We start from the raw sequence: 7,349 nt of genomic DNA on the forward strand, positions 1-7,349 counted from the left end.
GCGGATGCCGCTACCCGGCGGGCTGTGAGATGTCGGCCACCGTCGCGCCGTACGCCGCGATGAGATCGTCGGCGTCGACGAACAGGCTGTAGCCGTGGGCGCCGGCCCCCATCGCCACCCGCTGGCCGACCATCTGCTCATCCGCGTACACGGGCCAGTCGTGCGCACTCCCGATCGGGACGATCGTGCCCCGCTCGTACCCCGTCGCCTCGAGCGCGCGCTGGGGGTCGGGGAGCTGGAGTTTGTTGACTCCCACGACGGCACGGAGCTTCGGCCACGAGATCGCGCGATCGCCGGGGACCAGCGCGAACAGGTAGGTGTCGTCGCTGCGCTTCACGACGAGGGTCTTGACGATGCCGGCAGGCGCGATCCCGAGGATCTCGGCCGCCTCGGCGAGGCTGTTCGCGACGGGCCGCTCGCGGATCTCGATGTCGAGCCCGCGAGCGGCGGCCGCGTCTTTCACCCGGTCGAGGGGATCAGGCATCCGGTGCGCGCAGCGGGTCGTCCGCCACCCACAGCTCGTCGTCGGCGCGGAGCGTCTGCCAGGCCGCGTAAAGCACACCCAGTGCGGCTGCGACACCGAGGATGATGGCGATGACGCCGCCGGCGCCCATCCCCTTCTTCACCGGCGCGGGAGCGGGCTTGCCCCAGCTTCCGGGAAGGCTGATGCCGCGTCCTTCGGCGAGGCGCGACCGCGTGTTGTTCGCGGCGTCCCACACCGAGAGTGCGGAGCCGACCACGGCACCGGCGGCGGGCACGATCGTGCCGTTGACGACACGCTTGCCCTTCTCGACGTACGGGGCGGCGTAGGTCTCGTAGCCGGCCGTGACGCGGGGCTTGACCTGCTCACGATTGAGGTGGCCGAGCTGACGACCCGCCTCTCGGGCGACCGATGCGGCCTCACCGACCAGGACCTGCTGCGTCTCCCACAGGCTGGTCGCCTGGGTCTGGAGCTTGCGGAGTTCCTTCTTGCGCTTGCGGCTGAGGCTCACGATGCCCTCCTGATCGAACCTTGGATCTGGTTCGACCCATCTTGCCAGACCTGCGCAGAGGCGGGAGGGGTTGCACAGAACTCTGGAAGAATGTAGCAATGCCGATTCACACCGCTGTCGCCACCCTTCACACCAACTACGGCGACATCGTCGTCAACCTCTTCGGTGACCACGCTCCTCGCACGGTCCAGAACTTCATCGGCCTCGCCGACGGAACGGGCTCGTGGACGCACCCCGCCACCGGCAAGCCAGGTGAGGGCCCGCTCTACAAGGACGTCGTCTTCCACCGCATCATCTCGGGCTTCATGATCCAGGGCGGCGACCCGCTCGGACAGGGCGTCGGCGGTCCGGGCTACAACTTCAACGACGAGATCAGCCCCGAGCTCACCTTCACCGAGCCCTACAAGCTCGCGATGGCCAACGCGGGTCTGCGTCGCAACGCCATCACCGGAAAGGCCGAGGGCACCAACGGCTCGCAGTTCTTCATCACGGTCCCCGGTCAGGGCGGGCGTGGGCCGGAGTGGCTGCAGGGCAAGCACACCATCTTCGGCGAGGTGGCCGACGACGCGTCCAAGGGCATCGTCGACACCATCAGCGAGGTTCCGACGGCTGCGGGCGACCGCCCCATCGAGCCCGTCGTGCTGCAGTCCGTCGACGTCGTCGCGGTCTAGGCATCCGCCGCTTCGTGACCGCCGACGATCTCCGTCGCAACAGCGACAACTTCTGCTACCGGCATCCTGACCGGCAGAGCTTCGTGCTCTGCCAGCGGTGCCTGCGCACGATCTGCCCCGAGTGCCAGACGCCCGCCGCTGTGGGCGTCATCTGCCCGGAGTGCCTGCGCGACCAGCAGAAGTCCGCCTCACCCGCGCAGCGGAAGGCGGAGCGTCGGTGGTCACGTTCGCGCGCGGTGACGGTGAGCGACACCCGCCCCATCGTCACCTACTCGATCATCGGGATCACGCTGTTCGTTTACCTGCTGACGCTGATTCCCGGCATCGGTTCGAGTCTGCAGCAGAGCCTGCTCTACTTCGCTCCGGCGCTGTATCCCGAGCTCACCGGCCGCTTCGAACCCTGGCGGCTGCTGACCGCGGCGCTCGTGCACGGCAGCTTCTTCCACGTGGGGCTCAACATGCTGGCGCTGTGGATGATCGGGCGCAGCCTCGAGCCGCTCCTCGGGCGCTGGCGGTTCCTCACGCTCTATGTCCTGAGCGCGCTCGGCGGATCGGTCGCCGTCACGCTGCTGTCGTTCCTGACGCCCGTGGTCGGGGCATCCGGGGCCATCTTCGGACTCTTCGGTGCCCTGTTCGTGATCGGCCGGCACATCGGCGCCAACATCGGCGGAATCGCGATCATCCTCGGGGTCAACCTCGCCATCGGCTTCATTCCCGGGTTCAACGTGTCGTGGCAGGCGCACGTCGGCGGCCTGCTGACCGGCCTGCTCGTGGCGTTCATCTTCACGCGCACGCGGTCGCGGCAGCAGCGGGCGCTGCAGGTCGGCCTGCTCGTCGCGGTGTTCGCCGCGCTCGTCGCACTGCTGTTCGTGCCGGTTCTCGTTCCCGCGCTCGTCCTGCGCTGACCGGAGTTATCCACAGGTTCATCCACACATGGGGATGAATCACACCCGTGTAATTCACACCTGTTAACAAGCCTGTTAACAACCTCTGGACGGCGAAAAGCCCCGGACGGGCCGGGGCTCTTCGGGTGGTCGTGGGGCCGGCTAGCGCCAGCGGGTGGTCATGAGGAAGCCCAGGAAGGCGATGCCGAATCCGATCACGAGGTTCCAGGCGTCGATGCCGGGGATCGGGTACCGCATGCCGCTCAGATAGAAGACGAGCACCCATACGAGGCCTACCAGCATGAGGCCGATCATGATGGGCTTGAACCACACCGGGTTGGGTGCAGCTTCGCCTTCTGCGCGTTCGACGAGCGAATCGTCCTCTTTGCCGGGTCGTGCCATGCCAGAAGTCTAACTGCCAGCCGGCCCTCAGCGTGCGCTGGCTAGAATCCACCTGTGGAGGAAGCTGTCGCCGGCGGCCTGGGGGATGCTGGACCCCGTCGCTCCCGCGTGCCTGCGAGACGCCGAACCTCCGTGGTCGGGGTCATCGGCGAGCTGCTCCTCACCGCCGGGGTGATCATCCTCCTCTACGTCGTCTGGCAGCTCTGGGTCGGCGACATGATCTACGGCGCCGAGCGCAACGCGACCGGCCAGGAGATCTCGGAGCAGTGGGCCCAGGCCTATCCCGGCACCAACGAGCCCGGCGCCGCTGCGCCCGATGAGACGGTCGAGCCGATCATCCTCGACGAACCCGCCGACGGCGAGGAGTTCGCCGTCATGCGCATCCCCCGCTTCGGCGCGGACTATGCCGTCCCCATGGCCGGCGGAGTGTCGCGCGCCACGACGCTCGACCCGATCGGCATCGGCCACTACCCCGGGACGAGCATGCCGGGCGAAGCCGGGAACTTCGCCGTGGCCGCCCACCGCACCACGTGGGGGAAGCCGTTCAACCGCATCGCCGACCTGCGCGTCGGCGACGCCATCGTCGTCGAGACCGAGGACGGCTGGTACACCTACCGCTTCCGTACCCTCGAATACGTGACGCCCGACGAGGTGGAGGTGCTGCTCCCTGTTCCGCAGCAGCTCGACGCCCCGCCCGGCACCAGCTACATCACCATGACCAGCTGCAGTCCGATGTACTCGCTGGCCGAGCGCATCGTCGCGTACGGTGTCTTCGAATCGTTCACGCCGCGCGCCGCCGGAGCGCCGGCCTCGCTGGGGGTGGTCGCCTGATGTACGGAGCGCTGTGGCGGATCCTGCCGGGGCCGTGGTGGGTGCGGGTGCTCATCCTGCTGATCCTCGCGGCGGCAGTGCTGTACGGCCTCGTGTTCTACGCGTTCCCCTGGGTGAGCCAGTTCGTGAACCCGCAGGAAGTCACGGTCGAGTGACCGGTCGCCGATGAGCGCGTCGCCGATCCTCGTCGTCGACAACCACGACAGCTTCGTGCACACGCTCGTCGGGTACCTGCACGAGCTGGGTGCCGCGACCGACCTCGTCGAAGCCGATGCCGTCGGCGACCCGGCCGAGCTGATCGCCCCATATCGCGGGGTGCTGGTCTCCCCCGGCCCAGGCACTCCCGCCGACGCCGGCGCGTCGATCGCCGTGGTGCGGGCGGCGGCGGGGCGCGGCATCCCACTTCTCGGTGTCTGTCTCGGCCATCAGGCGATCGGCGAGGCGTTCGGCGCGACCGTCGACCACGCGCCCGAGCTCATGCACGGCATGACGTCGCCGGTGCACCACGACGGCAGCCTGCTCTACCGAGGGCTCTCCGACCCCTTCACCGCCACGCGGTACCACTCGCTCGCCATCGTGCCCGACACCCTCCCCCGCGAACTCGTCGTGACGAGTCGCACTCCGGGCGGCGTGATCATGGGCGTGGCGCACCGCACCGCCCCGATCGTGGGCGTGCAGTTCCACCCCGAGAGCGTGCTCACCGAGGGCGGACACCGGCTGCTGGGCAATTGGCTCGAAACAGTCGGCTTCGCGGATGCCGCGTCCCGCGGTGCCGCGCTCGGTCCGCGGCGCTGAGGGCTCGACGCCTACTCGCCCGAGCAGAAGCCGAGTTCGATGGTGGAGTGGACGGGCACGTCACCCGGCGCCAGGGACTGCGTGGACACCGTCGGAGGCGCCGACGCGGTGCAGGACGGGTCCTCCTTGGTCGTCACCGTGAGCTCGAGCGCCTCGAGCTCGCGCTGCGCCGCCTCGACGGTGTAGCCGGTGACGTCGTTGATCGTGATCTTCCCCGAGGCCACGACGAGGTTCACGACGGTGCCCTCGGCGACGCTCGCCCCCTCGGCCGGGTCGGCCGAGATCACCGTGCCGTCAGCGAGCGCCGCGTCGTTGCGCTGCGTGACCGACCCGAGGGTCAGCCCGGCGTCGGTGAGCGCGGCGGTCGCGGCATCCCGTCCCAGTCCGGTCACGGTGGGAACGGTCGACATCTCCTGCCCGAGAGAGACGTAGACGGTGATCTCCTGGCCGGGGTTCACCGACGCACCGGACTCCGGGTCGGTGCGGATGACGATCCCCTCGGCGACCTCCCCGTTCTCCTCGTCTTCGCGGATGGAGAGCAGCTCCGCGTCGAGGAGCTCCTGATTCGCACGGTCGTAGGTCATGCCGGACACGTCGGGCACCAGACGCGCGTTCGCCGGCACGTTCTCGGTCGGATCGATGGTCAGCACCCAGAAGAGCACCGAGATGAGCAGCACGGCGAGGACGCCGACGCCCGCCCAGATCCACGCGACGGGCGGCCCCGCCTGCGTGCGCTTCATGGTCGTGTCGGTGCTGAGCTGCCGGAGAGAGCGCGCTGTCTCGGCGGCCTGCTTCGGGTTCGGTCCGTAGAGCTCGCTGGTGAGCGCCCCGAGCTGGCGCTTGCTGGGCGACCGGCCGTCGATGGTGGCGTCGAGGGCCTCGCGGAAGCTCCCGGCGTCCTGGTACCGCTGGTACGGATCCTTGGCCAGTGCGCGGAGGGCGACGGCGTCGAGCGACCGCGGCACCGATTCGTTCACCTCGGACGGCGGCAGCGGCGCTTCGCTCACGTGCTGGTATGCCACCGCGACCGGCGACTCGCCGCGGAACGGCTGGCGCCCGGCGATGAGCTCGTAGAGCACGACCCCGGCCGAGTACAGGTCGGCGCGCGCGTCGACGGGTTCGCCCTTGGCCTGCTCCGGCGAGAAGTAGGCGGCCGTCCCGAGGATGGCGGTCGTCTCGGCGACGGTCGACGAGCTGTCCGACACCGCGCGCGCGATGCCGAAGTCCATGACCTTGACCTGTCCGGCGTCGGTGACCATGACGTTGCCCGGCTTGATGTCGCGGTGCACGACGCCCGCGCGGTGCGAGTACTCGAGCGCCTCGAGGATGCCGTCGACGTAGCGAACCGCGTCGGTGACGGGCACCGGGCCGGCCGAGATGATGTCCTTGAGCAGCGCGCCCTTGACGAGCTCCATGATGATGAACGGCAGCGGGCGGACCGTGCCGTCGGGCTGGGTCTCGCTGTCCTCGCCGGCGTCGTAAACGCGCACGATGGTCGGGTGGGCCATGCGCGACGCGGCCTGCGCCTCGAGCCGGAACCGCGTGCGGAAGGCGTTGTCGCCGGCGAGCTCGCGATCGAGGATCTTGATGGCGACGGCTCGGCCGAGGGTCACGTCGTAACCGCGGTAGACGCTGGCCATTCCGCCGCGTCCGATCAGCTCGTCGATGCGATAGCGCCCCGAAAGCACGCGCGGCTCAGCTGTCACAGTCACTCCCTGCGTGGATCAACAGCCAGACTAGTCGAGCGGGAGAGGCACGCCGTTCCCGGCGCCGCCTCCGCTCGACGTCACGGCGTGGTGCCCTCGCCGCCTTCGCCGCCCTCGCCGCTGTTGTCGCCGCTCTCGTCGGCCTGGATCGCCGCTCGCGCCTCGGGAGATGCGTCCGACGTCCGCTCACCCGAGGGTCCGCCCGTGCAGGTGACGGTGTAGGTCACCAGCACGTTGCCCGACTGGTTGCTCGGAACCGTGACCTGCGCGCTCCGGTCGCCCTGGCCGAACGACGACGTGGACTGACCGTTCGGGAAGGTGCCCTTCGTCGCCGTGAGGTTGTACGAGCTCACCGATCCTTCGCCTGCCGGGCAGGCGTACTGCTGCCAGGTCACGTTGATGGTGCCGCCCGGAGCGACCGTCTCGGCGTCGAACGCCGGGGCGGTCGGTGCCGGCATCGGCGTCTGCTGGCCGTAGGCCGTGAGGTTGATCGTCGTGCCGACCTCGACGCGTCCGGTCGGGTTGACCTCGTAGATGAGGCCCTGGTCGCCCTCGGTCGGCGCGGCGTTGCCCTCGGTGCAGTTGGCGACCAGGTCGGCCCCTTCCACGAGCGCGCGGGCCTCGTCGCACGTCTTGCCCATGAGCTGGAGCGCGCTCACATCGACGCGCTCTGCGCTCGGCGATGGCGAGGGCACGGTGGGGGTCACCGACGGCGTCGTGACCGCGGGAGACGGCGTGGTCGGGTCGGGTCCGGGGTCGTCCTGGTTCGCGAAGATCGCCCACAGGGTCCCGCCCAGGACGAGCAGCAGCAGCACGATCAGGGCGATCAGCGGCCAGGTCCACGGGCTGCGCTTCTTCTTCTCGGGCGCTTCCTCGCCCTCGACGACGTCGGCGTCGGGAGCGGGGAGCAGCATCGTGGCCGCACCGGTCGCGCCGCCCGCAGTGAGCACCTGCGTCATGTCGTCGCCGACGGCAGCTCCGGTCGCGATCGCGGGCACGGCTGCGGCGGCTGCCGCGACATCCCCTCGACGAAGCGCCGTCGCGGCCCGGGCGACGGCGGCCGCCGCC

At 69.6% G+C, this 7,349-nt stretch carries 10 protein-coding genes; 5 read left to right on the forward strand and 5 right to left on the reverse strand.

Annotated elements, in window-relative coordinates; all coding sequences use genetic code 11:
* Window positions 1-10: 10 nt before the first annotated feature.
* Together JX005_RS10590 and JX005_RS10595 are read right to left on the reverse strand one after the other, a co-directional pair.
* The gene (locus JX005_RS10590; RefSeq protein ID WP_214467441.1) at window positions 11-484 is read right to left on the reverse strand and encodes an aminoacyl-tRNA deacylase; all 474 of its coding nucleotides are present in this window, start codon (window positions 482-484) and stop codon (window positions 11-13) included.
* Window positions 477-992 carry a DNA helicase gene (locus JX005_RS10595; RefSeq protein WP_214467442.1) on the reverse strand — a complete coding sequence of 172 codons (516 nt, stop codon included), beginning with the start codon at window positions 990-992 and terminating at the stop codon, window positions 477-479. The genes JX005_RS10590 and JX005_RS10595 overlap by 8 nt, the downstream gene beginning before the upstream one ends.
* Window positions 993-1,090: 98 nt before the next feature.
* Between JX005_RS10595 and JX005_RS10600 the strand changes: the two genes are divergently transcribed.
* Window positions 1,091-1,663, forward strand: coding sequence for a peptidylprolyl isomerase (locus JX005_RS10600; protein WP_214467443.1), 573 nt, complete (start codon window positions 1,091-1,093; stop codon window positions 1,661-1,663).
* Window positions 1,664-1,677: 14 nt separating this feature from the next.
* The gene (locus JX005_RS10605; RefSeq protein ID WP_214467444.1) at window positions 1,678-2,568 is read left to right on the forward strand and encodes a rhomboid family intramembrane serine protease; all 891 of its coding nucleotides are present in this window, start codon (window positions 1,678-1,680) and stop codon (window positions 2,566-2,568) included.
* Window positions 2,569-2,709: 141 nt separating this feature from the next.
* Here the strand turns inward: JX005_RS10605 and JX005_RS10610 are convergent, their stop codons facing one another.
* On the reverse strand, window positions 2,710-2,949 hold the full coding sequence (locus JX005_RS10610; RefSeq protein WP_191764991.1) for a cell division protein CrgA: 240 nt from the start codon (window positions 2,947-2,949) through the stop codon (window positions 2,710-2,712).
* 54 nt (window positions 2,950-3,003) lie between these two features.
* Between JX005_RS10610 and JX005_RS10615 the strand changes: the two genes are divergently transcribed.
* From JX005_RS10615 to JX005_RS10625, 3 genes are read left to right on the forward strand one after another with little or no spacing between them, the layout of a single operon-like run.
* On the forward strand, window positions 3,004-3,780 hold the full coding sequence (locus tag JX005_RS10615; protein WP_307858558.1) for a class E sortase: 777 nt from the start codon (window positions 3,004-3,006) through the stop codon (window positions 3,778-3,780).
* A complete protein-coding gene (locus JX005_RS10620) occupies window positions 3,780-3,935 on the forward strand; it encodes a hypothetical protein (RefSeq protein ID WP_214467445.1) in 156 nt (51 codons plus the stop codon). Before JX005_RS10615 ends, JX005_RS10620 begins: the two co-directional genes overlap by 1 nt.
* Before the next feature lie 10 nt (window positions 3,936-3,945).
* A complete protein-coding gene (locus JX005_RS10625) occupies window positions 3,946-4,575 on the forward strand; it encodes an anthranilate synthase component II (protein WP_214467446.1) in 630 nt (209 codons plus the stop codon).
* An 11-nt stretch (window positions 4,576-4,586) separates the two neighbouring features.
* On the opposite strand, the gene pknB is transcribed toward JX005_RS10625, so the two are convergent.
* Both pknB and JX005_RS10635 read right to left on the reverse strand, forming a co-directional pair.
* A complete protein-coding gene (gene pknB, locus JX005_RS10630) occupies window positions 4,587-6,281 on the reverse strand; it encodes a Stk1 family PASTA domain-containing Ser/Thr kinase (RefSeq protein ID WP_214467447.1) in 1,695 nt (564 codons plus the stop codon).
* Between the two features lie 80 nt (window positions 6,282-6,361).
* On the reverse strand, window positions 6,362-7,349 hold a 988-nt coding region (locus JX005_RS10635; RefSeq protein ID WP_281422058.1), incomplete at its 5' end, for a PASTA domain-containing protein.

The sequence above is a fragment of the Microbacterium flavescens genome, from assembly GCF_018588945.1.
Classification (GTDB): Bacteria; Actinomycetota; Actinomycetes; order Actinomycetales; family Microbacteriaceae; genus Microbacterium; species Microbacterium flavescens.

Bases quoted from the DNA above. Each gene is read 5' to 3' on its own strand.
- JX005_RS10625 (WP_214467446.1), top strand. From the start codon at position 3,946: ATGAGCGCGTCGCCGATCCTCGTCGTCGACAACCACGACAGCTTCGTG.
- JX005_RS10610 (WP_191764991.1), bottom strand. From the start codon at position 2,949: ATGGCACGACCCGGCAAAGAGGACGATTCGCTCGTCGAACGCGCAGAA.
- JX005_RS10590 (WP_214467441.1), bottom strand. From the start codon at position 484: ATGCCTGATCCCCTCGACCGGGTGAAAGACGCGGCCGCCGCTCGCGGG.
- JX005_RS10600 (WP_214467443.1), top strand. From the start codon at position 1,091: ATGCCGATTCACACCGCTGTCGCCACCCTTCACACCAACTACGGCGAC.
- JX005_RS10620 (WP_214467445.1), top strand. From the start codon at position 3,780: ATGTACGGAGCGCTGTGGCGGATCCTGCCGGGGCCGTGGTGGGTGCGG.